Source organism: Vagococcus sp. WN80Y, assembly GCF_059621045.1.
The window spans coordinates 24,406-48,292 of record NZ_JCAQHY010000165.1; the positions used below are offsets into that span (position 1 = coordinate 24,406).

20 protein-coding genes are annotated in these 23,887 nt (G+C 38.0%); 7 read left to right on the top strand and 13 right to left on the bottom strand.

All coding sequences use genetic code 11. The features are described from left to right. The first annotated feature begins 211 nt into the window (after nucleotides 1-211). The 4 genes from AC5KOD_RS15645 (at nucleotide 212) to recQ (ending at nucleotide 7,761) form a co-directional block, all read left to right on the top strand. Complete coding sequence (locus AC5KOD_RS15645; RefSeq protein WP_496915507.1) at nucleotides 212-1,501, top strand: glycoside hydrolase family 125 protein; 1,290 nt, start codon at nucleotides 212-214, stop codon at nucleotides 1,499-1,501. 123 nt (nucleotides 1,502-1,624) lie between these two features. Beyond that, nucleotides 1,625-4,315, top strand: coding sequence for an alpha-mannosidase (locus tag AC5KOD_RS15650; RefSeq protein ID WP_496915508.1), 2,691 nt, complete (start codon nucleotides 1,625-1,627; stop codon nucleotides 4,313-4,315). Nucleotides 4,316-4,379: 64 nt separating this feature from the next. After that, the gene (locus AC5KOD_RS15655; protein WP_496915509.1) at nucleotides 4,380-5,759 is read left to right on the top strand and encodes a glycoside hydrolase family 1 protein; all 1,380 of its coding nucleotides are present in this window, start codon (nucleotides 4,380-4,382) and stop codon (nucleotides 5,757-5,759) included. A gap of 166 nt (nucleotides 5,760-5,925) precedes the next feature. After that, nucleotides 5,926-7,761, top strand: coding sequence for a DNA helicase RecQ (gene recQ / locus AC5KOD_RS15660; RefSeq protein WP_496915510.1), 1,836 nt, complete (start codon nucleotides 5,926-5,928; stop codon nucleotides 7,759-7,761). Between the two features lie 259 nt (nucleotides 7,762-8,020). On the opposite strand, the gene AC5KOD_RS15665 is transcribed toward recQ, so the two are convergent. The 3 genes from AC5KOD_RS15665 to AC5KOD_RS15675 all read right to left on the bottom strand — a co-directional run bounded on the left by AC5KOD_RS15665 (nucleotide 8,021) and on the right by AC5KOD_RS15675 (nucleotide 11,562). Further along, nucleotides 8,021-8,815 carry a ChbG/HpnK family deacetylase gene (locus AC5KOD_RS15665; RefSeq protein ID WP_496915511.1) on the bottom strand — a complete coding sequence of 265 codons (795 nt, stop codon included), beginning with the start codon at nucleotides 8,813-8,815 and terminating at the stop codon, nucleotides 8,021-8,023. A 63-nt stretch (nucleotides 8,816-8,878) separates the two neighbouring features. Next, complete coding sequence (locus tag AC5KOD_RS15670) at nucleotides 8,879-10,252, bottom strand: hemolysin family protein (RefSeq protein ID WP_496915512.1); 1,374 nt, start codon at nucleotides 10,250-10,252, stop codon at nucleotides 8,879-8,881. A gap of 185 nt (nucleotides 10,253-10,437) precedes the next feature. Next, the gene (locus AC5KOD_RS15675; RefSeq protein ID WP_496915513.1) at nucleotides 10,438-11,562 is read right to left on the bottom strand and encodes an AI-2E family transporter; all 1,125 of its coding nucleotides are present in this window, start codon (nucleotides 11,560-11,562) and stop codon (nucleotides 10,438-10,440) included. Nucleotides 11,563-11,859: 297 nt separating this feature from the next. Here AC5KOD_RS15675 and AC5KOD_RS15680 point away from each other — a divergent pair, with 297 nt between their 5' ends. Further along, nucleotides 11,860-12,288, top strand: coding sequence for a GNAT family N-acetyltransferase (locus tag AC5KOD_RS15680; protein ID WP_496915514.1), 429 nt, complete (start codon nucleotides 11,860-11,862; stop codon nucleotides 12,286-12,288). Nucleotides 12,289-12,546: 258 nt separating this feature from the next. Here AC5KOD_RS15680 and ntdP read toward each other — a convergent pair whose 3' ends face one another. From ntdP to recX, 4 genes are all read right to left on the bottom strand, one after another. Further along, entirely contained in the window at nucleotides 12,547-13,080 is a 534-nt protein-coding gene (gene ntdP, locus AC5KOD_RS15685; protein WP_496915515.1) for a nucleoside tri-diphosphate phosphatase, read from the bottom strand. Nucleotides 13,081-13,214: 134 nt separating this feature from the next. Beyond that, the gene (locus AC5KOD_RS15690; RefSeq protein WP_496915516.1) at nucleotides 13,215-13,907 is read right to left on the bottom strand and encodes an aspartate/glutamate racemase family protein; all 693 of its coding nucleotides are present in this window, start codon (nucleotides 13,905-13,907) and stop codon (nucleotides 13,215-13,217) included. A 15-nt stretch (nucleotides 13,908-13,922) separates the two neighbouring features. Continuing rightward, nucleotides 13,923-15,137 (bottom strand): A/G-specific adenine glycosylase, encoded by a 1,215-nt coding sequence (mutY, locus tag AC5KOD_RS15695; protein WP_496915517.1) that lies wholly within the window; start codon nucleotides 15,135-15,137, stop codon nucleotides 13,923-13,925. Next, on the bottom strand, nucleotides 15,127-15,927 hold the full coding sequence (recX, locus tag AC5KOD_RS15700; protein ID WP_496915518.1) for a recombination regulator RecX: 801 nt from the start codon (nucleotides 15,925-15,927) through the stop codon (nucleotides 15,127-15,129). Before recX ends, mutY begins: the two co-directional genes overlap by 11 nt. A gap of 222 nt (nucleotides 15,928-16,149) precedes the next feature. On the opposite strand from recX, the gene rlmD reads away from it, so the two are divergent. Together rlmD and AC5KOD_RS15710 are read left to right on the top strand one after the other, a co-directional pair. After that, nucleotides 16,150-17,529 (top strand): 23S rRNA (uracil(1939)-C(5))-methyltransferase RlmD, encoded by a 1,380-nt coding sequence (rlmD, locus tag AC5KOD_RS15705; RefSeq protein ID WP_496915519.1) that lies wholly within the window; start codon nucleotides 16,150-16,152, stop codon nucleotides 17,527-17,529. 212 nt (nucleotides 17,530-17,741) lie between these two features. Continuing rightward, nucleotides 17,742-19,010 carry a serine hydrolase domain-containing protein gene (locus tag AC5KOD_RS15710; protein WP_496915520.1) on the top strand — a complete coding sequence of 423 codons (1,269 nt, stop codon included), beginning with the start codon at nucleotides 17,742-17,744 and terminating at the stop codon, nucleotides 19,008-19,010. A 45-nt stretch (nucleotides 19,011-19,055) separates the two neighbouring features. Here AC5KOD_RS15710 and AC5KOD_RS15715 read toward each other — a convergent pair whose 3' ends face one another. The 6 genes from AC5KOD_RS15715 to AC5KOD_RS15740 form a co-directional block, all read right to left on the bottom strand. Further along, on the bottom strand, nucleotides 19,056-19,976 hold the full coding sequence (locus AC5KOD_RS15715; RefSeq protein WP_496915521.1) for an LCP family glycopolymer transferase: 921 nt from the start codon (nucleotides 19,974-19,976) through the stop codon (nucleotides 19,056-19,058). A gap of 185 nt (nucleotides 19,977-20,161) precedes the next feature. Beyond that, nucleotides 20,162-20,320, bottom strand: a complete 159-nt coding sequence (locus AC5KOD_RS15720; protein ID WP_496915522.1) for a hypothetical protein — start codon at nucleotides 20,318-20,320, stop codon at nucleotides 20,162-20,164. Between the two features lie 248 nt (nucleotides 20,321-20,568). Beyond that, nucleotides 20,569-21,282: an endonuclease/exonuclease/phosphatase family protein gene (locus AC5KOD_RS15725; protein ID WP_496915523.1), complete on the bottom strand. Its 714-nt coding sequence runs from the start codon at nucleotides 21,280-21,282 to the stop codon at nucleotides 20,569-20,571. Between the two features lie 177 nt (nucleotides 21,283-21,459). Continuing rightward, the gene (locus AC5KOD_RS15730) at nucleotides 21,460-21,924 is read right to left on the bottom strand and encodes a hypothetical protein (protein WP_496915524.1); all 465 of its coding nucleotides are present in this window, start codon (nucleotides 21,922-21,924) and stop codon (nucleotides 21,460-21,462) included. A 207-nt stretch (nucleotides 21,925-22,131) separates the two neighbouring features. After that, complete coding sequence (locus AC5KOD_RS15735; protein ID WP_496915525.1) at nucleotides 22,132-23,475, bottom strand: PFL family protein; 1,344 nt, start codon at nucleotides 23,473-23,475, stop codon at nucleotides 22,132-22,134. 22 nt (nucleotides 23,476-23,497) lie between these two features. Next, the gene (locus AC5KOD_RS15740) at nucleotides 23,498-23,767 is read right to left on the bottom strand and encodes an ACT domain-containing protein (RefSeq protein WP_496915526.1); all 270 of its coding nucleotides are present in this window, start codon (nucleotides 23,765-23,767) and stop codon (nucleotides 23,498-23,500) included. Nucleotides 23,768-23,887: the final 120 nt, after the last annotated feature.

The window sequence follows — 23,887 nt, forward strand, 5'->3', positions numbered from 1 at the left end:
TTACTAGCAGACTACAAAGAGCGATAAATCACTTATTACTGCTAATTCTATCTATCATCCATACTTACTTATTAGTCATCGTCAGCTATAACAAGTATCAGCTATAATCTGTCCTATATTTTCTATTATATTTCCACTAGACAAATCCAATGATATACCATATAATCGTAATTGCAAACAAATGATATATCATTTTAAGGAGGCTATTTTAATGGCTTATGAAAAAGTTCCAACATCTGTTCAACTTTTTATGGATGACATGAAAGCTAAAACTCAAGCAGACAATCCTAAATGGGGCGAGATTTTCTCTAATTGTTTTGCTAACACGCTTTTAACAACAGTTAAGCGTTTAGAGGACCAAACAACATTTTTATTAACTGGTGATATCCCTGCAATGTGGCTAAGAGACTCTACCGCTCAAGTTCGCCCTTACCTCCCTATTGCTAAAAATGACCCTGACTTAGCGGCGATGATTGCTGGACTAGTCAAACGACAATTCTTCTATATCAATATGGACCCTTATGCTAACGCATTTAATGAAGAGGCAAATAACGCGGGACACCAAACAGACGACACAGAAATGACACCGTGGATTTGGGAACGGAAATATGAAATCGATTCATTATGTTACCCTGTTCAACTTGCTTACTTGCTTTACAAAGCAACAGGCGATACTGCCCACTTCAACCAAGATTTTAAAGATGGTGTGGAAAAAATCTTGACTGTTTGGGAAACTGAACAAGATCATAGTCAATCACCTTACACTTTTGAACGTGATACTTGGCGTGAAGAAGACACCTTAACTCATGATGGTAAAGGAACCCCTGTCGCTAAAACTGGCATGACTTGGTCTGGTTTCCGTCCAAGTGATGATCGTTGTATCTATGGCTACCTAGTTCCGTCAAATATGTTTGCTGTCGTTGTATTAGCTTATCTAGAAGAAATTTATACAGATATTTTGCCACAACCAGATGTTGTCGCACGAGCTAATAAATTGAAAAAAGAAATTGATGCTGGAATTAAAGAGTTTGCTCAAGTAAAAAACGCGGCTGACGAAACAATCTTTGCTTACGAAGTGGATGGCTTAGGCAACTTTTCTATTCAAGATGATTCAAATGTCCCAAGCTTAATGGCTGCTCCTTATTTGGGGTATTGCGATGAAAAAGATCCAGTTTACCTCGCAACGAGAAAAACGTTGTTAAGCTCAGAAAATCCTTATTATTATGAAGGAAAATTCGCAAAAGGAATTGGCAGTTCTCATACACCTGAAAACTATATCTGGCCGATAGCCGTTTCTATAGAAGGGATGACTACTTCTGATAAGAGTGAGAAAAAACGAATACTTGATATGTTAGCATCAACAACTGGTGGAACTGACCTTATGCACGAAGGAGTCAATGTTGATAATCCTGACGAATTTACACGAGAATGGTTCTCGTGGGCTAATATGATGTTTTGTGAATTAGTCATGGACTACTACGATATTCGCGTTGAAAAATAACAGATAGCTTTACTCAGCAACTAAGAGTCACACTGACAATTAGATAGCTTCAATCAATTAATTAAACTAGGAGCTAGTCTTTTCACAGACTAGCTCTTTAGCATATAAGGAGAATTAACTATTATGACAAAGAAAAAAGTTTACATTATTTCCCACAGTCATTGGGATCGCGAGTGGTATATGCCTTACGAACAACATCACATGCGTCTTGTTGCACTGATGGATGATTTCTTAGAACTCATCAAAGTCGATCCAGATTTTCACAGTTTTCATTTAGATGGCCAAACGATTGCACTTGACGACTATCTGGAGGTTCGGCCTCAAAAAGAAGCCGAAGTTCGCCAAGCAATTGCTGATGGAAAATTAAAAATCGGCCCCTTCTATATTTTACAAGATGATTTCTTAATCAGTGCCGAATCGAACACACGAAATATGTTAATTGGCTTAGAAGAAAGTCGCAAATGGGGCGATCCTGTTATGCTTGGCTACTTCCCTGACACCTTTGGTAATATGGGACAAGCTCCACAAATGATGCGTGAAGGTGGCATAGAAGTTGCGGCCTTTGGTCGTGGTGTTAAACCAACTGGTTTCAATAATGCTGTTATTAATGATGAAAAGTATGCCTCACAGTTTTCTGAAATGTGGTGGCAAGGCCCTGATAGTTCAAAAATTTTTAGTGTGCTATTTGCCAACTGGTACAGTAATGGCAATGAAATTCCTGTCGAAAAAGAAGCGGCCATTAACTTTTGGAATACCAAATTAGCTGATGCTGAGCAATATGCTTCAACAGGTCATCTCTTGATGATGAATGGCTGTGACCACCAACCACTTCAAAAAGATGTGACTAAAGCAATCAAATTAGCAAACCAATTATTCCCAGACTATGACTTTATTCACAGCAGCTTTGATGACTATTTGAAAGCCGTTATGGCTGATGCGCCAGCAACCCTTAGTACAGTTGAAGGCGAATTGACCAGTCAAGAAACTGACGGTTGGTATACCCTAGCTAACACCTCATCAGCACGTATTTATTTAAAACAAAAGAATACCGAGGTACAGCGTCAATTAGAAAACATTACAGAACCGCTAGCAACGATGGCCTCAGAGCTTACGGGGAACTATCCTCACGACGAACTACGGTACGCATGGAAATTACTTTTACAAAATCATCCTCATGACAGTATTTGCGGCTGTAGTGTTGATGAAGTTCATCAGGAAATGATGACTCGTTTTGCTAAATCATTAGAGGTTGGCCGCTTCTTAGCCAGTGAAGCCTTAGACACATTGGCCTCTGCAATTGACACAAGTTGCTTCCCTGAAAACAGCAAGCCCTTCGTTTTAGTTAACACAAGTGGCAATCCAAAATCCGATGTGATTGAAACTGAAATAGAATGGACACGCGCTTTATTTTCAGACGGAGCTCCAAATGATCAATATTATAAGCTAAAAAATGAAGAGATTCCTGATCTAGTTGTGATTGATGAAACTGGACAAGAAGTGACAGCCGAAATCATCGATACAGATGTTCGCTTCGGCTATGATCTACCAAAAGACGGTTTTAGAGTACCGTTTATGGCTCGTTATATCAAAGTTCGTGTGATGGTCAGCGAGATGCCTGAAATGTCATGGAAAGGCTACGCACTTGTTGAAAAAGTGACACAAAAAAATACGACTAGTTTAATTCAAGATAATGGGCAAGTATTAGAAAACGAGCACATAAAGGTCGTCATAAAAGCGGATGGTCGCTTAAGAATTATGGATAAAAAAACAGCCATCACTCATGATAATTTCTTAACCTACGAAAATGTTGGCGATATTGCTAATGAATATATCTTTAAACAACCAGAAGGAGACAAAGCTATTTATGGGCATGAGTTCCTTTCTACCGTTTCAATTGTAACTGATAGCCCCTTGTTAGCAGAAATTGCTCTAACGCAGACGATGATGATTCCTATTAGTGCAGATGAAGCGATCTTGAATGAAGAAATGTATTCTGTTACTGAATTCAGAGACCGAAAAGCTGGTCGCAGTAAGGAACTAGTTCCTCTAGAAATTACAACCTTGATTCGACTAGATCAAAATAGCTCGCAGCTTAAATTTACGACTAGCTTCAACAACCAAATGAAAAATCATCGGCTACGTGTCTTATTCCCAACGAAGATTCAAACAGACGTTCATTACGCTGAGAGTATTTACGAAGTAGTAGAAAGACCAAATGCAGTCAGCTCGTCTTGGGAAAATCCAACTAATCCACAACATCAACAAGCATTTGTTAATGTTCGTGACGAAAAAGCTGGAGTCACTGTTGCCAACTTTGGCATCAATGAATACGAACTTGTCGAAAAAGACACAACTATTGCGCTAACTATTTTCCGCGCTACAGGCGAATTAGGTGATTGGGGTTACTTTGCAACACCAGAAGCTCAATGCTTCGGTCCACAAAAAGTCGAATTTGCAGTTGATTTCCATGGTTCAGATGACTATAACACTACCTTTAAAGCCGCACAAAATTTCCAAGTGCCACTTTCAAGTTGTCAAACAACACAGCATTCAGGTAGTTTAGCAACAACTAAACAATTTTTAACCATTCAATCTGACGGTTATTTACTAACTACAATGAAACGAAAAGAACATCAAAATGAGATTATCGTGCGTGGCTATAACTTGTCTAATACAAACTCATACCCACTAACACTGACCATTGCTGGCTATAGTTCACAACGAGCTACTCTAATCGAAACGCTTAGTGACAAGGTATTAACAAATACTTTGGAATCTGCAGAGATTCATAGTACAATTTGGATGAAAGACTAAAAAAGTGTATCAACTGGCTGAATCTCAGTCAGTTGATATACAAAAATAAAGGAGAGTTTAAGACATGAGACAATTTCCAAAAAATTTCTTTTGGGGAGCCGCTGCCTCAGCACCACAAACCGAAGGGGCCGCTTTAATAGATGGCAAAAGTCCATCGACATGGGACTACTGGTTTGAAAAAGAACCAGAGCGCTTTTTTAATCAAGTGGGACCTAAAGATACCTCTAATGTTTACTATCAGTACAAAGAAGACGTTCAATTGATGCAAGATATGTCATTAAACTCTTATCGTACCTCTATCTCATGGAGCCGACTTTTACCTGATGGTAAGACTGTCAATCAACAGGCAGTTGCTTATTATCGTGACTATTTTAGCGAGCTAAAAGCTAAAGGAGTCGAGCCAATTATGAACCTTTTCCACTTTGATATGCCAATGTGGTTAATGGAAAAAGGCGGCTGGGAAACGCGTGAATCAGTCGATGCTTTTGCGTTTTATGCCGACACAGCTTTCACTTTATTCGGCGACATTATTAAAAAATGGGCAACCTTTAATGAGCCAATGGTACATATTGAGTGTGGTTATCTAGGTGATGCCCACTACCCTGCCGTTCATGATTATAAACGAGCTATTCAAGTTGGTTTCCATACTGTTATGGCTCATGTAAAAGCTGTCGAAGCTTTTCGTAAAAATAAACACAATGACGGAGAAATTTCTTGTATCCTTAATCTATCACCTGTTTACGCGAAAAGTGACGATAAAAAAGACCAAGAAGCACGTCGTTTAGCTGATTTATTGCTAATCCGTAGTTTGCTGGATCCAATTGTTCTTGGACATTTTCCAGAAGAACTAGTTACACTATATAAAGAAACAAATCTATTGCCAGAAATGGTTGAAGGTGACTTAGACATAATTGCTAATAACAAAGTTGATTTTTTAGGCGTTAACTACTACCAACCGTTACGTGTGCAGCATCAAGATAATCCTGATATGGAGACTATCACGCCTGGCTCATACTTTAAGGGCTATGACTGGCCTGATAAACGCATAAATCCTCATCGTGGTTGGGAAATTTATCCAGAAGGCATTTACGATATCTCAATGAGAATAAAAAATGACTACGAAAACATCCCTTGGTTTATCTCAGAAAATGGGATGGGTGTTGAAGGTGAAGAGAAGTTTATTGATGAAAATGGCATCGTTCAGGATGATTACCGTATTGAATTTATTGAAGACCATCTTCAATTTCTTCATAAATCAATCGAAGAAGGTAGTAACTGTTTTGGTTACCATCTTTGGACCTTTGTAGATTGTTGGTCATGGCTTAATGCCTATAAAAATCGCTACGGCTTCTACCGTGTTGATATTAACGATAACTTTAAACGTTACCCGAAACAATCAAGTTTTTGGATGAAAAACGTCATAGAGCAAAATGCGATAGATTAATAAATAAGAGGAAGAGACAATTTAACCTGTCTCTTCCTCTTATTTGGCTATTTCCATCTCCTCTTTCCACGGATAATTTACACAGGCCATTATCTCCTAACAAATATATGTTATAATGACAGATGTCTTTTAATCTTAAATTAGTCAATGAAAGGAGATTCTATACATGAGTCAAGATAAGTATTCTATCCTACAAACCTACTTTGGTTACTCGGAATTTCGTGATGGGCAAACAGAAATCATCGATGCCTTAGTCGCTGGTCAGGATGTTCTTGGTATTATGCCTACTGGAGCCGGAAAATCCTTATGTTATCAAGTTCCTGCTCTATTATTTGAGGGATTGACCGTTGTCGTTTCTCCTTTAATATCATTAATGAAGGACCAAGTTACCGCCCTCAACCAAGTCGGAATTCCTGCGGCTTATTTAAATAGCTCACTGACTGCTAGTCAGCAAAGTAAGATGATGCAAAATGCACGCAATAATCACTATCGATTAATCTATGTAGCACCAGAACAATTAACGACACCTCGCTTTTTAGAGTTCTCTCGGTCAGTTACTATCGCATTTGTCAGCGTAGATGAAGCCCATTGTGTGTCTCAATGGGGGCAAGATTTTAGACCTGGCTACTTACAAATTAACGACTATTTAGAAGCTTTGCCAAAACGACCAATCGTTGGTGCCTTTACGGCGACTGCTACCCAGTTAGTCAAAGAAGATATTAGTCAGCTACTTCAGTTAAAAAATCCCTTAACATTAACGACAGGCTTTGATCGTAAAAATCTGTCATTCGCAGTTGAAAAACCTAAAGATAAATTTCGCTTTGTCCAAGACTACGTCGCTAAGCACGAAGATATTAGTGGCGTCATTTATTGCCAATCTCGCAAAAATGTTGAGGAAGTTTGCCAACGTTTATCAGATTTAGGTCACTCTGCTACCCGTTACCATGCCGGCCTAACTAGTGATGAACGACGAAACAATCAAGAACTTTTCGTTACAGATAAAATGAAACTGATGGTTGCAACTAATGCCTTTGGAATGGGGATAGATAAATCAAATGTCGCATTCGTCATTCACTATAATATGCCGAAAAACATGGAAAGCTACTACCAAGAAGCAGGCCGTGCTGGACGAGATGGTTCCCCAGCAGAATGTATTTTACTCTATAGCGGTCGTGATGTCGTCACAAATCAATTTTTTATTGATAATGACAACGAAAACGATCAATTATCAGAACTAGAGCGTGAGTCCTTCAAAAAGCATGAACAAGAGCGCCTGAAACGCATGTCATTTTATTGCTTTACTCAAGATTGCTTGCGACACTATATTTTAAACTATTTTGGTGAAGCTAGTAGTAATTATTGTGGCAATTGTAGTAACTGTTTAACCAATTTTGAAAAAGTTGATGTGACAATTCAGGCGCAAAAAATAATTTCCTGTGTCAAACGATTACGAGAAAACTTTGGTACTAAAATGGTTGTGGATGTTCTTCGTGGTAGTGAGCAAAAAAGAATAAAGACATTACGCCTAGATAATGTCTCTACTTACGGCATTATGAAAGAGACAAGCGAAAAACAAATTCGGCAGATGATCGAGTTTATGTTAGCAGAAGGTTACTTGATTACCAGTGATGGTCAATATCCCGTTTTACAACTTGGCTTTCGCGCAAAGGATTTACTGACACCTCATGCAGAGTTAATGATGAATCTAGCCAAGGATGAAGAGCCTAAAAAGAAAACCTCTGTTACCGACGATGTTGCTAATCCAGCTCTCTTCGCTCGGCTACAGGTATTGCGTCGGGAGTTTGCCGACCAGCAAAAAGTACCAGCTTACATCGTCTTTAATGATGCTACTTTAAGAGAAATGTCTGCTCAGTTACCAGAAAGCAGTGCCCAACTTGGAACAATTAGCGGTGTAGGTACCGTCAAACTCGACAAATACGGAGAAGCCTTTTTATCTGTCATCTCCACTTATTTAAAAGAAGTGGCTGAGACTGCTGAGTAATTTCTATAGTTGGCTAACAACGTTAAATAAAGAGCTGCGACTTTTGTCTCAGCTCTTTATTGTTTAACATATATCGCATGCTAAACACGTCACAAAAAAACGACTCATGGACTTCGTTTCATTGTCTTTAACCTCTCTTGCAAGTCCTTATTCTAAGCAGTTTACTACCTAGAAATATGGATCATCGAGTTTCTTTAAGCTATCGAAGTTCCCAGTGCTTGGAGCAAAACGAGGTTAGTCACGTCTTCTACACTATGTCTTAACCGAAAAATGACTTCAAATCAATTCGCGGCATTTTTTTGGCTTGATCGTAGCGTATTGTCTCTATTCCCAACCCTTTCAACGTTAACTTTACCATTTTTTTTGAAAATAACTCTGCTTCTTTTTGACGATCAATCGCCACTTTCTCTCCACTAACCTCGGAATTCCCTGTCAAACGCATTTCAGCTGAATCTAAAGCTGGATGAATCACATAGAAGTATTGACCAGGTGGGACGGTTGTTAAAAAGCTCACAGTTCTTACTTCACGATTAATTAACTTGTCAATATCCGGTGGAACTGAATAATAATCAGCATGATTAAGCAGGCCTTTCTCTATCGCCCACTCATCAACAGCTTCCTGCAGCCCTGGCACATAAAACTCGGCAAACATATGGGAGTCTACATAACTAATTGGAAATCCTAATTCAATTAGGCGTTGATATTGAGACTCGTATTCTGCCATAATGACAGATACATTCGGTTTAGTTTCACTAAACATCTTGGGATCAGCTAAAAAATAGCCCTCGTTATCAACTAATCCACTCGAGGAATCTAATTTTGTTATAGGTCCCCATTTCACTCGATCCCACTCAGCATTTAAAACTAAGTGAACCCCAAAACAAACTGACTTATATTTTTTCAGTAGCTTAGCTGCTTCCTCAATTTTAGGTCCTACTGCCATCAAAGAAATATTTTTCACCATGCCCGCCTCAATCACATTAACCATGGCATAATTAGCAGATGAACTTGATCCCGCATCATCTGCTCTTAAAATTAGTTGACGTTTACTCAAAACGATCCCTTCTTTCTTTTGTAAAAAACAGTCAGCTGAAAATAATCAGCTGACTGTTTGTTTCTATTCATCATCGTTCGACTTATTTTTATTCCCGTTTCCGAAAAACTTCTTTTCTTCCTCTGGTTCTTCTTCAGCAGGTTCATGAAAAATCACTTTCAACAATAATACGCGAGACCCTTCCATCTCTTCCGAAATCAATGTCAGATTGTCCACTGTATAAGACAATTTTTGATCCTTGTCTGGAATAGTTCCAAGAGCCGTGATTAAATAACCTGCCATTGTATCGACGTCTTTCATATCTAAGTTTGTACCAAATTCTTCATTAAACTCACCAATCGGCATTCTACCTTGTACATAATAAACATTATCTTCAATTTGAGTATAAAGTTTTTCGACCTGATCGGATTCATCGTCAATTTCACCAACGATTTCCTCTAATAAATCTTCTAATGTTACAATACCGACCATCCCACCATACTCGTCTAAAAGAATCGCCATAGCGTTTTGAGTACGTTTCAGCTCATATAATAAGTCATCCGTAAAAATCGTTTCTGGGACAAATAATGGTTCTTGTAAAATTGACATTAAATCAATTTTATCAAACCCTTTTTCATGTGCTTCCTTCAATAACCGTTTCAAATGCAAAACACCAATTACTTTATCTTTATCATTGTCATAAACTGGCACGCGAGAATAAGTATTATTCAAAATCAGCTCTAAATTGTTCGCCATTGGTTCATTTAAATCTATCATGAATGAATCTGTCCGAGGAACCATCACTTCCCGAGCAACTGTTGTGTCTAATGAAAATACCCCTTGAACCATTTCTAACTCATCTGATTCCAAGATACCTTCTTTTTCTAACATATACCGCATTTCATCACGGGTCATTTTATTATCTTCATCATCAAATTTCATTGGAGTAAGTTTGCTTAACACATCCGTTGAAGCAGATAACAGCCAAACAAAGGGCTTAGCAATTACACCAATCGCTAAAATTGGCCCAACAGCAATTCGGGCAACTTCCTCTGATTTATTTAGTGCAATCCGTTTTGGATAAAGCTCACCAAACACAATTGAAATATAAGTTAATAGCATTAATACAAGGACTTTTGATAGTTGTGTTGCCCAAGTAGCATCCCCAAAAAGTGGGGCTAATTTTCTTGAAAGTGAGTCTGCTAAAGAGGCCCCTGACAAGATATTAACTAACGTAATACCAACTTGAATCGTTGATAAAAAGTTACTTGAATTTCCTAATAAAGCAAACAAACGGGCAGCTTTTTTATCCCCTTGCTCTGCTTTTTGTTGGATTCTGTTTTTATTAAGTGATACGACGGCAATCTCTGCGGCTGCAAAGAAAGCATTTAACATTGTTAATATGACTAAAATTAAAAGTTGTCCTATTAACGACTGACTCTCCGGGTCAGCATTCATACGCTGTTCTCTCCTTTTATTTAGGGAACGACAGTCCCTTTTTACTCCTGGGCTTTCACTATGTAGTCATAGGGCCATCAGTAGTTTTTCCATCATGATAATTAAAGGCTTTCACCCTATCTTCTCATGTTAATGATATACGATAAAATCGTATCATAAATGATACGATTTATCAATATTAAGAATTATTTTATTAACTTACTAGAACCATCTAATAGTTCTTTTTTTCGATTAAGTTGCACGATATCAAATACATAGATAAAAATTGTTTTACAGACTGCGTAAAAAGGAACTCCCAAAATCATTCCAAGTAAGCCAGCAATATTTCCCGCTACTAATAAAATTAAAATAATGGTTAATGGATGAATATCCAAGCTTTTCCCAATTACCAAAGGATAGATAAAGTTACCATCAACTTGCTGTACAACGAGGACAACCACACATGCTAAAATCGCTCTGAAGGGTGAATCGAAGACTGTCACTAAAACAGCCGGCGCTAACCCAATGTATGGACCTAAGTACGGAATCATGTTTGTCAGCCCCGCAATGACACCAAATAAGAAAGCATACTCCACACCAATTGCCCAGTAGCCAACTATAGTAGCGACAGCCACAAATAGACATTCTAGCGCTTGCCCACTAATGTAAGCAGAAATTGTTTCACTCATTTTATGTAATAGTTCTTTTATTTCATTAGAATGAGCTTTTGGTAAATACTTTTCGATCGACGGAACAAAACGTTCACCGTCTTTTAGCATATAAAACAAAATTAACGGTACCGTCACAATCAGCATAGTCGCACTCGCAACTGACGAAATAATAGAACCAAGACTAGTTGATAGACCATTAACAACATTTTTGAAAATGTCTCCAAAAGATAGATCTAACTTATCAATATATTCTTGATAGTTAACATTTTTTAGCATCGGATGAGCCAACATCTCATTGACCCAAGATTCTAGCCCTTTAACAATTCCAGGCACACTACTAGCTAAAGAAGCAATCTGCTTAGCAAGATTAGGAATAATTGCACCAATAAAAACGACCAACGCCCCAAGTAGCAAGAGAAAAACTAGGGCCACAGCTAAATTCTTTTTCATCTTCGTCTTTTTAATCAATAATTTCACTAATGGATTAAGCATATAATACAAAAATCCTGCAATTAAGATTGGGGCAAAAAGCGTTGTAAATAACGTTGCCACCGGCTTAAACATAAAATTTATCTTGGATGATACCAAAATAAAGGTCGCGATGACTAGTAATTCCACCGACCAAAACATTAACTTGGATTGCTTAAGTTTTTCAAACAATAATACTTCCTCCTTCAACTTTCACGTACACATTTCCTGTACCTGAACAACAACATAATCTAACTCTCATTTAGTATAATGGATTTAACCACAAATTGCTCTTATTTACCTCGATAAGATTCAAAATAACCAATTATTTTATGTTGCTTCTCCCTCTCTCTATTGTATCCGAAAAAAAGTAGCGCTAAAATAGTTCTTAAGACTGATTATTTCACTTTAAATTTTAACTTTTTACTTGATTTATGCTCTTCTTTTGTACTATTATAAGTAGAAATCTAAGCAAGAGGTGAGAATTACATGATCGTCCAATTTACTGAAGACCTGTCAACAGCTATTTATCAAGATGCTTTAGCCATCAGACGAGCTGTCTTTATGAAGGAACAAGGTGTCTCCGAAGCAATTGAAATAGATGGAGAAGAAAAATGTCTCCACTTCGTCCTTTATCATGATAACCAACCAGTTGCTACTTGTCGGTTATTAAAACAAGACCATCACGTTGCTAAATTACAGCGAATGGCCGTTATGAAAGAGGCTCGCAATCTCAGCCTTGGAAAAAAGCTCATGTTTGAAGCAGAGAAAATCGCCGCTGAACAAGACTTTGAACGTATTATTCTTGGCGCACAGAATACTGCAATCGGCTTTTATAGCAAACTCGGTTATTCAATTTATGGCGATGAATTTTTAGATGCCAATATCCCCCATCATATGATGGAAAAAACTCTCTAAATAAAGGAAGTTGTGACAACCTTCGTCTTACTCCGAGCACTAAGAACAACAGAGCGAGTATACTTTTGGGACGCGGTCATCACATAATATACGTGAAACAAAAAGAGGGCGTGACTTAAGTCACAATTCCCTTTCTGAAACCTATCCTGTTATAATTATCGGGTCTTAATTGAAAAGAATGCTAAAAATGGAACTGCCAGCTAAACAGCTGACAGCTCCATTCTTTTTTACTTATGTTAGAACTCATCTAACCTCATACTACTTACGAGACAATTGCTGATAACGATCATACCAAAGTTCAACATACTCTTGAGAAAAGGGCCCATACCCATTGTTGATCCAATCGACGAGAATCTTGACATTTTCTTTTAAAATAAAATCAATCTCCGCCGGATAGTTCATTTGTTTACGGTGCTCTTCATACTCATCGACGTCTAACAAGCGCTTTTCTCCATCAGGAAAGACTTTGATATCCAAATCATAGTCAATATACTTTAAAGCTTCTTCGTCTAAGAGATAAGGTGAGGCTAAATTACAGTAATAAGAAACCCCTTTTTCTCTAATCATGGCTATCACATTGAACCAATATTTATTGTGGAAATACACAATAGCAGGCTCTCTCGTTACCCATCTACGACCGTCTGATTCAGTCACTAAAGTATGGTCATTGACCCCTATGAGCGAGTGCTCACTTGTTTTTAATACCATGGTATCTCGCCATGTTCGATGCAAATTGCCGTCGTGTTTATAGCTTTGAATGGTGATGAATTCCCCTTCTCTAGGAACACGCATAGGTACCCTACTTTCTCTGAAATGATTCAGCCATTTCGTTAGGGTGTTCATTACACCGGCATCAGAATTATTATATCACAAATATGTCTGATAGCTAGAATAAAATACCTAATTCTCCTCGAATCAAGGAACGATTACCGTGAAAGTGCAGATAAAGCAGCACTCTCAGCGTGTATTTTGGTTGTATCAAACAATGGCACTAATGTATCACTTTGTTTAATGAGTAGCCCAATTTCTGTACAGCCTAGGATAACCCCCTCAGCCCCCTGAGAAGCTAACTCAGCAATAATTCGTAAATAGGTTCGACGAGAATCATCACTCAATTCGCCTAAACAAAGTTCCTCATAAATAATCCGGCTAACCACTTGTCGGTCAGCTTGGTTAGGAACGATAACTTCAATACCTTTAGCTTCAATTTCATCTCGGTAAAAAGCCTGCTCCATCGTAAAAATAGTTCCCAATAAAGCAACTTTTTTCAATTGCTTTTCTACCAATAATTCTCCTGTCACTTTAGCAATATGTAATAAAGGAATCTCTATGGCTGCTGCCACACCCCCAGCTACTTTATGCATTGTATTCGTACAAATTAGAACAAAATCAGCACCTGCTTTTTCTAATGTCTTAGCAGCTTCAACTAAAATCTCTTCGCTCTTTTCCCATTGTCCAGCAAATTGATACGTTTCAATCTCCTGAAAATCAACACTAACTAAAATAATCTTTGCCGAGTGAAGCCCGCCTAACTCACGCTTAACGGCTTGGTTAATCACACGATAATAATCGACTGTGCTCTCCCAACTCATTCCACCAATTAATCCAATTGTCTTCATACTTCAACCTCCTAATTAAAAATAAGCTTTACCTTCTAATAACTCAATCATTTTTTGCTGTGGCTTAGGAAACGCGTACTCATTAAAATCAGCCGGTCTCACCCAATATTCATTCGCTTGTAAATCATATTCTTTATCTTTTGTCACACCATAAGTTACTAAGACATGCCATTTTAAATGACTAAAAACATGAGTCACCTCTCCCAAAGGTTGTTTTTGCCAAATCACTTGACTATCTTGACCGTTAGAAGATACCCAGTCGCTAAGATCTATTTCATCCTCCGCTACTAAATTAAGCCTTGTCTGGGCATTTTGACTCTGCTCATAATCTAACCATTGATTACGCATCTCAACGTATTCCTCCTTGTTCACCTCTATCAAAGGAAACGTCCACAAGTTAGCTAATAATCCCGTCTCTGGCCGTTGACCAATTAGATACTCGCCATCCTGATTGCGAATAACTTGTGCCATATAATAAACAGGACGGCTTTTTATTTTTTTGCTCTTAACTGGATAATTAGTCATCGTACCGCTATGATAAGCGCTACAATAGGTTTGGATTGGACAACTTTCACACTTCGGACTCGTCGGTGTACAAGTTCCTGACCCTAAATCCATAATGGCTTGATTAAAACTACTTGGATCCTCATGAGAGATCAACTTACGAACAACAAAATCAAAGGTCTTCCGACTAGCGGGCTTAGCAATATCATCCATCAATTCAAATAACCGACTAAATACCCTCATGACATTTCCATCAATAGCTGGTTCTGGTAAATCAAAAGCAATACTTGCAATCGCCCCAGCAGTATACGGCCCAATCCCCTTTAGAGTACTGATTTCTTCAATTGTTTGTGGCATTTGACCATTAAAATTTTCCATCACCTGTTGAGCAGCTGCCTGCATATTACGCACTCGTGAGTAATAGCCTAGACCTTCCCACGCTTTTAAAAGTCTCTCCTCTGGTGCCTCAGCCAACTCTTTAATTGTCGGAAACCACTCCATAAAACGATAGAAAAAAGGAATGACTGTCACTACCTGGGTTTGTTGTAGCATGATTTCAGACACCCAAATCCGGTAAGGATCTTGATTCTCTCGCCAAGGTAACAGGCGACGCTCTTGTTCATACCAAGCCAAAAAATCATGCTGAAAGCTTGCTATCTTTTCTTGACTCCACTCCGCAACCACTTGCTCCAAACGAGCATCCGGTTTCTCAATTTTACTCTTCATCTTCCATCTCTTTCTGACTAATATAGGCATTAATTATATCAAAACTAAACCCTTTTTGGTACAGGGATTGAGTGACTTTCTGTTTACGTTTCTTAGCATCAAAGCGTTGATTTTTTCGCCACAGCTTATCGCCTTGAATTTCTAGTAGGTTTTCTTCTTCCTCTTCATCTTTTTCAATTGACAGACTCTCTAATGTCATTGTAATAATGTCGCCATTAAACCCTTTTGTCATTAAATACTGACGAATCTTCTGTAATCGTTCATAATGACTATTACGACCATATTTTCGTGCCGCCTTAGTTCCTACCTCTAGCGCCACACGGCCTTGCTCTTCTTCTGTATAAAGCTGTAAAACCTGTTCAACGACATCATCCCTTAGCCCTCTTTTTTTCAGTTGTTGACGAACAACGCTTGGGCCTTTATCTGATGTACGCATTTGCGTTCTTACATAGCTTTCTCCGTACATTACATCATCGACTAACTTAAGAGACTCTAAGCGTTTAATAATTTCACTAATACTTGGACTATCAATTTCACGACCTCTTAGATAATCCTCAATTTCCTTTTGAGAGCGTAATTGATAACTCAAATAATTGAGAGCCATTTGATACCCGTGATCCAACTGACTTTCTTTTTTTGCAGTTTCAATAAGCTCATTATCAACTTCCATTCCTTTGAGCAACCGTAAACGAACCAAGACATCCTCTGAAACAAAAAAGGAGCTACCCGATTCGAGCCAGACTTTGTATTGATTATTTTTTTCCTTTGAGAGACGGTTAATAATTTCCATTGTCTTCAACTCCTCATTTTTTCTTAATACTTTCATGATAGTCATATCTAAGAACAAACAAACGTTCTCTATCTTTTAATAGTTTACCATATATTTCTTTCCAAAACGTCCTGATAGCTGAGATATTTTTATTAACAGAAGGCTGATTCAACTTCAACAGCATTTCAATTGATTCTGTGCTAAAATAGATAAGCTGAAACAATAATGAAAAAAGGTGAATCAATGGAAACCAAACATACAATTAAACTTGGCCAGTCACTAACACTTCCAATTAAGCGATTAGGCATCAACGGAGAAGGCATTGGCTATTTCAAAAAAACGATTGTCTTTATTCCTGGCGCATTACCGACCGAAACTGTCACAGTCGAGGTTACTAAAATTATGCCACGTTTCGTTGAAGCTCGCTTAACGAAAATAAATAAGCAAGCCCCAGACCGAGTGATCCCTCCATGCTCTGTTTACGAAGAATGTGGTGGCTGTCAATTGCAGCATCTAGCCTATGACTCACAATTAAGCTTTAAAAAGGATGTGGTTAAGCAAGCTCTGGCTAAATACCAACCAAACGGTTATCAAACTTATAAACTCTTACCGACAATTGGTATGAAAACACCTTGGCATTACAGAAACAAACTACAATTCCAAGTTCGTCAAGCAAGTGATGGCCATGCTCAAGCAGGACTTTACCAAGCTGATTCTCATCAGCTAGTGCCCATTGAAGACTGTTTAGTCCAACAACCCGCAACCATGTCCACTGTTAATCAAGTAGTTGAACTGTTGACTAAGCATCAAGTTCCTATTTATGATGAACAAAAAAATAGTGGAATTGTCAAAACACTAATGGTTCGAGTTGGGATTGCTACTAAAGAAATTCAATTAGTTTTTATTACAAATAGTCCAAAATTACCGAAAAAAAAGGCCTTAATTGCGGATATAATTGAAACTATCCCAAACGTCGTTTCAATTATGCAAAATATTCAAAATAAAAAAACATCTCTTGTGATGGGAGATGACACACAACATCTCTGGGGAAAAGAAAGTATTGAAGAACATCTCGGTGATTTAGTGTTTGACTTATCACCGAGAGCATTCTTTCAACTTAATCCAGAGCAGACAGCTGTCCTATATGAGGAAGCAAGAAAGGCCCTTGATGTTCAACCAAATGACACAATCGTCGATGCCTACTGTGGTGTTGGTACAATCGGCCTAAGCCTCGCTAAGCAAGTTAAGCGGGTTCGAGGAATGGACACTATTCCAGCTGCGATTGAAGACGCACAACGCAATGCTGAACGTCTTGGTATTGACAACAGTCGTTATGAAGTAGGGACAGCTGAGGAGCTTCTTCCTCACTGGCTAAGGGCTGGATTTAGGCCTGACGGAATAATTGTCGATCCCCCTAGGACAGGACTAGACGAACAATTGATTCAAGCTATTCTACGTTATCCAAGTAGAAAATTAGTCTACGTCTCCTGCAACCCTTCTACATTAGCTCGAGATTTAGTTAGATTAACCAAAAAATATGATGTTGATTATCTACAATCAGTGGATATGTTTCCACAAACGGCTCGCGCGGAAGTCGTTGTCAAACTAACCCTAAGATCTTAATTATCAGAAGTGGCTGACAGCCCAAGCTTAGCTGTCAGTCATTTTTTGATTTATTAAATTTTTCTAACAGCTTATAGCGAAAAGCTTACGTCTTTGTAAGGATAGCCAAAAATTGTTTATCTTTTATATTAGAAGTGATATAACTAATCTATGCATATCTCGCTAGATAACTGTGAGTATATAAACATGCTTTTGCAACATGGGAGGCCCTTATGGAAAATAAACGAAAACAACAAATGAATATACAAAGAAAACGTCAACGACGCTATCATCGCTTCTTTTTCTTCTTCGGATTCCTAACTGGTGGCTTGGCCATTTTTTGTTTTTTCTATTTCTTTTACGAGCCTCAGCTAGCTGCCAAAAATCAACAGGAACTAACAAAACAGCAACAAACTGTCGCTTCTCTAACCACACAAAATAGTGATCTACAAAAAAAAATAGACCTTAATCTCCAACAACTTAAAGAAGAAGAAGAAAAAAAGAAACCTCGAATAGCCTTTGGTCAAACTAACAATGGTGAGCAATATCCAGAGCTGACAAAACAGATTGAAAGTAAAATTAATGACACTAAATTTATTGGGTCAATCTTAGTAGTTAAAGACAATCAGATTGTCTTAGAACGTGGCTACGGTTATGCTGACAAGTCTCTTGATCGCTTAAATGATGCTAATACAGAATTTATGATTGCCTCTGTCCAAAAAGCCTACACAGCAGTCCTAGTCATGAAATTAATAGAAGAAGGCTTATTAACAATGGAAACACCATTAGTAACCTTTTATCCAAACATTCCTAATAGTGATCAAATTACGATTAAAAATTTATTAAACATGACATCTGGACTACAGTTAAAAGGCTTCAATACGGCTGGCGTATCAGAAGAAGATTCTCTGAACTATGCTCTTAACAATCTAACTTACAGTCCATTAACAAAATGGAATTATTCGGCAGTTAATTACACGTTATTAGCAGGTATTATTCGGCAAATTACTGGGCAAACTTACCAAGACTATTTCACCACTCAAATTATTACTAAACTGAACTTGCAACACACCGGCTTCTATCCTACTTTTTACGCAAGTTCTAATCACGCTGTCGCATCTGAAAATAAAAAAGCAGCTTATGAGCAACCAATTAAGACGCCCGATACTACCTTTGCCTCAGAAACTGGAACAGGCAATGTGTATTCATCAGTTGGTGATATGTTTACCTTTATTCAGGCACTGATCGATGAGAAAATCATTTCTAAATCAAGCTTAACCGAGCTATGGTCTCGACCAAAATTACCCTTCGACTATACTTATACAGCTGGATTTTACCATAATGATACCTTTATTTCTGGTCATGGTGTCTTTGTCGGATTTGAGCCCACCCTCTCCTTTTCTCCTGACGGAAGTACAGGGATTGTCACTTTAAGTAACTACATCTATCCCGACTCAAAAAATGCCAACATGACCAAAGACCTCTTCAAATTGCTTCAATAAGTAAAAAAATCTGCAACCACTTATCACGAGTAGTTGCAGATTTTTTTATTTTTCTAATTGTGCTTTCAAAATTCCTTGTACACGAGTCAGTTCTTCTGGTGCTATGTCCTGATAGGAAACGCCATCACGCATTACACCTTGTCCTTGTAAGGTTTCTTGTTTAATATCCCCCATTGCATTGCGGTACTTGCTTTGGATATCTACCATATCATCCCAAGATAAATCAGTTTTCATATTCGAACCAATTGTGTCCAATAATGATTTATAGCTTGTTATTGTTGAAAGCTTCAAAGATTTTTTTACGATTGCTTCAATAATTTTTCGCTGACGATCCTGGCGGCCATAGTCGCCTTTAGGGTCTTCATAACGCATCCGCGAATATGACAGAGCTTGCTCGCCATTCAGTGAAATAATTCCTAAAGGAAAGTCAAAACCATCCTGACTAAATTCTAACGTATTCTCTACCTTTACGCCACCAACAGCATCAACTAGTTCCTTCAACCCTTTCATGTTGATCGTCACATAGTGATCTAGTGGGATATCTAACAAGTTCTCAACCGTATTCATTGCCATTTCTACACCACCAAATGCATAGGCGTGGTTAATTTTATCAGTTGTACCATTGCCAACAATTTCCGTATAAGTATCACGAGCAATACTTACGAGCGTCGTTTGATTATTTTTAGGGCTTATAGTTGCCACTAACATCGTATCAGAACGACCTTGTTCATCACGACCCAAATCACCTGTATCCAAGCCTAATAACAATACTGAAAAAGGCTCTCCTGCATCAATGCTTACGGGTTTGTCTCGCTTATCAGAGACCTTTCGATTCATTGGTTCATGGATCTCATTCGCTGTTCCTTTAACATCAAAATAAACTTTAGCTGCATAAGCCCCAATCCCTAAAATGATTACAAGCATTACCGCTAAAATACTTAAAAAAACTTTTTTACCTGCAGACATATCTCACCTCACACTTTCTCTTTACAAAAGTAATTAAACCACAATGAAAAAAAATAGTAAAGAAACTCTATCATCCTTTAGCAAATGTTTAATTCTTATCTAAAATTTTTCTAAAATAAAAAAGAGGTATTGTAATTTTTTTACAATACCTCTTTTTATCGTGAATCTAGTTCCAGGTCACTCATCTATACTGGCTCCTTTTGTCTACTTAATTGTTGAAGCGCCTTTTCGATTGTTGTACCGTAACCACAAACTTCGGGTTTATCAGGTAAATAAACTTTAAACAATTGCGTTTCTAAATCAAGAGACAGCCGGTATTCGCCATATCCATCTCTATAAGTCATCTCTAATCCTCCTTTCCTCATCTGATTAAAAGTGACCGCCGTTCCTGTCGGCAGCCACTCATTAGCTAGCTAAAGGAATGCGTTTCTATTAGCTCTGTCAGAAATACGTAACTAGCTAATATCTAAATATTATCATTAATTTTTGATTTTTCTTTTATAAACTCGTTATTAAAATGTGAAATTTATTTGATTAATATTGGTGATAATTCCAAAAAATAAAATTTTTTTTGTTATTTTATATCCTTCAATTATGCTAACTCCAGCAAAGCAGACAATAAATAATGATCAGAGACTAACTCATCATCAATCTGCCAATCAACAAGCTGGATAGTTTGGCTAATAAAAATATTATCGATTGCTGTTGTTTTCATCGATACATCAACCTGATTAAATGTTTCGCACCAGTCTCCTTGATGGCCATTAACACAGCTATAAGAAGCAGACATTAAATCAAATTCACTAACCGATTGATCTGTATTGAAATCACCAACAATAATTTGATAAGCGCTCTCGTCTTGCTCCAATGCCTCTAATAATTCTCTGAATTGGCTTTGACGAAGAGCTTGGTTTTCATAGGAAAGATGAGTGTTATAGAAACTAATTTCCTTACCATCAGCTATAATTTTGACACACTGATATGCGCGTGGCTCTAGTTGCTCTAAGTCGGCTCGTTCAATATAATGAGTCATTTCAGTAGAGCAAAAGGGCGTTACGGACATTATTCCATTACCAAATTCTCCTGCCTCAAAAGGCATACTTGCACTAAAATACAAATAAGGAAAGGTATTACCTGCAATACCGCTTAGCATATCGTAAGGCATACGCTTGGTGAATTTATCCACCTCCTGTAATCCAACTATGTCGAGTTGAGTAGCAGCAATCACCTTTTTAAGCGCTTCTAAATTCGGTTGCAAGCCAGCAGCTATGTTAAACGTGCCAACTTTAAGTCTTGTTTTAGTCATGTTATCGACTCTCCTTGATGTCATAATTACCATTCTAACTTCCCCACTATGATACCAGATTTTTTGACAAAAAACAGAGGCTATCAACAAAGACTAGCCCACGATTCTCACAGTCCGAGACTCGATAAAAAAACTCAACTACTTTGCAGTCGAGTTCCTGAATTGTTAACCAGTCTATTATCTATGTTTTTTAGTAGAAGCTTGACTCTTTTTATGCTTTCTCGTCTTTTTTCGACGTTTCGGTGTAGAGCCACGCCACCTTTTCCGTATTTTTTTTACTAATTTTTGACTATACTTTTTCAAATAACGATAATCCTTGTCAGTAGTCAAAGATAGTAACCGTGCTAAGATTGGCAATAACAGCCACGAAACAAATAAATAATAAGAGATACCAGACATTTGTTTGGCTAACCACTCCACTTTATTCGGCCCTTCGATCAAAAATACGACCACAAAACGAACACTGTCCCTTAGGATCAGAAAAAATAGAACTGCCTGACCGATAATCAACGGTATGCTCAATAGTTTTAGATAGTTAAGAAATGAGTATTTCTTTAATAAATAGTTTAACCCAGCCCACCAAAGCACGGGATAAAAGACAAACCAAAGAAGAAATTCTACTATTATTACAAACATATTCACTTCATTCTTCCTCCCTTGTCTCTCCCTAGCTCATAATAAGGCTAGAATCTCCATCTATTATCATACCTCATATTCGAGTAAAATAGCTCAATAATCACTGAATTAATTAACTTTTTTCATTAATTATTCATTTTTAGTCTATCTTTTTCAAACATAAATAAAAAGTAGCCCTCCTTTTTCAGAGAACTACTTTTATTTTCTTACTGCCTAATTCTTAAATGAATGGATGGGGGCTGGTATCCGTCCGCCACGCAAAATGAAGTCTGTTGATCCATAGCTATTGACTGCCATAACAGGCGCGCGCCCTAACAAACCGCCAAATTCAACCATCTCGCCAACTTTTCTCCCAGCAGCTGGGATTAGTCGAACAGCAGTTGTCTTATTATTGATGACCCCAATCGCCGCTTCATCAGCAATCATCGCTGCAATGGTTTCTGCACTGGTTTCACCAGGAATAGCGATCATATCCAAACCAACGGAACAAATTGCCGTCATGGCTTCTAATTTCTCTAAGTTCAAAGCGCCATTATTGACAGCATTAATCATTCCAATATCCTCCGAAACAGGTATAAAGGCACCTGATAGACCGCCAACATGACCGCAAGCCATAACCCCACCTTTTTTTACCGCATCATTTAGCAAGGCCAGCGCCGCTGTTGTGCCGTGAGTCCCAACTGATTCAAGCCCCATCTCTTCTAAAATGTGAGCCACTGAATCCCCAATTGCTGGTGTAGGTGCTAATGACAAGTCAACAATACCAAAGGGAACATTTAGCGCTTTTGATGCCAGTTGTCCAACTAACTGACCTGTTCTCGTAATTTTGAAGGCTGTCTTCTTGATCGTTTCTGCTACTTCATCAAAGCTTTCCCCACGGACTTTTTCAAGAGCTCGTTTCACTACACCAGGGCCACTTACTCCCACATTGATGACACAATCTCCTTCTCCAACACCATGAAAAGCTCCAGCCATAAATGGATTATCTTCAACTGCATTTGCAAATACAACTAACTTAGCACACCCTAAATCCGATAAGGCTGCCGTTTCCTTAATCACATACCCCATCTGTCGAACGGCATCCATATTTATCCCAGATTTGGTACACCCGATATTAACAGAGGCGCAAACTCGCTCCGTTTCGGCCAAAGCTTGCGGAATTGAATTCATCAAGATATCGTCACCAGCAGAATAACCTTTTTGTACTAAGGCAGAAAAACCACCAATAAAATTGACGCCAACTGCTTTGGCTGCCTGATCCAAGGTCTTAGCGAAGGCCACGTAATCACGCTCTCCCGAGGCCGCTGCTACCATCGCAATAGGTGTTACAGATATCCGCTTATTGATAATCGGAATCCCGTATTCTTTTTCAATCTCTTCGGCTACTTCAACTAATTTTGCTGCTTTGGTAGTAATCTTTTGATAAATTTTTTGACGAGCCTGTTCCCCATTACTGTCAATACAATCCAAAAGGGAGATGCCCATCGTAATCGTTCTAATGTCTAATTTTTCTTCTTCGATCATGCGAATTGTTTCTAATATTTGATTGACTTCCATCTATCTAACAGCCTCCTCTAGATTATAGTTTATGCATCGTGTTAAAAATGTCTTCCCGTTGAACACTAATCTTCACGGCCAACTGATCTCCTAGTAAATGTAATTTACTTTGAATATCACTAAAGCTGATTGATGCCTTTGACAGATCAATCATCATCATCATTGTAAAATTAGTTCCCATGATTGTTTGGGAAACATCCAAAATATTAATGTTTTCTAACATTAACTCTTGACTCACATGTGCGATGATTCCTACCTTATCATTGCCAATAACTGTTAGAATTGCTTTCATAACTACCGCCACCTTTTTTTCTAATCATTGTATCACACCTTTATCACCAATTCCTCATTTAATTGAATTTATCTTGAAAAATTTCAAAAACAGCTTTCTTTAATGTCAAAAAGAAGCTGG